General features: G+C 40.0%; 1 tRNA gene. It reads right to left on the reverse strand.

Annotated elements, in window-relative coordinates:
* Positions 1-364 precede the first annotated feature (364 nt).
* A tRNA-Val gene (locus L1D23_RS22165) sits at positions 365-440 on the reverse strand.
* Between the last annotated feature and the right edge of the window lie 71 nt (positions 441-511).

Raw genomic sequence — 511 nt, forward strand, 5'->3', positions numbered from 1 at the left:
ACTTAACCATACAACCCCAAAGGGTCTTTGTTAAACAACCAAAGTTGTCTGCAATTATTTAAACATGATGCAGACTCGATTTTGCCGGACTCAAATATAAACATCACAAGGATGTTTCCAAGAACACTTGAATGTGTGTTGGTACCTAAATCATAAAGATTTAGGATTTGAGAACTTTTAATTGAATAACAACGCATCTCATAGARATGGGGATTGTTGTTATTCGTCAGCTTTCCAAATTGTTAAAGAGCTATGTTTCTTCACAAGGAAGTTACATTTTCTAAAGACTTTCAGCGGCAAAAATCCAACCACGTACGTATTACTGAAGTGGTTTGGAAATCTGAATCCAAAAATACTTAGAGAATGGTGGGCGATACCGGGCTCGAACCAGTGACCCCCTGCTTGTAAGGCAGGTGCTCTCCCAACTGAGCTAATCGCCCACATAAGTTTTGATTCTTCGTGGAGAAGAATGGTGGGTCGTGCAGGATTCGAACCTGCGACCAATTGATTA

Source organism: Vibrio sp. Isolate24, assembly GCF_022398215.1.
GTDB classification, from domain to species: Bacteria; Pseudomonadota; Gammaproteobacteria; order Enterobacterales; family Vibrionaceae; genus Vibrio; species Vibrio coralliilyticus_A.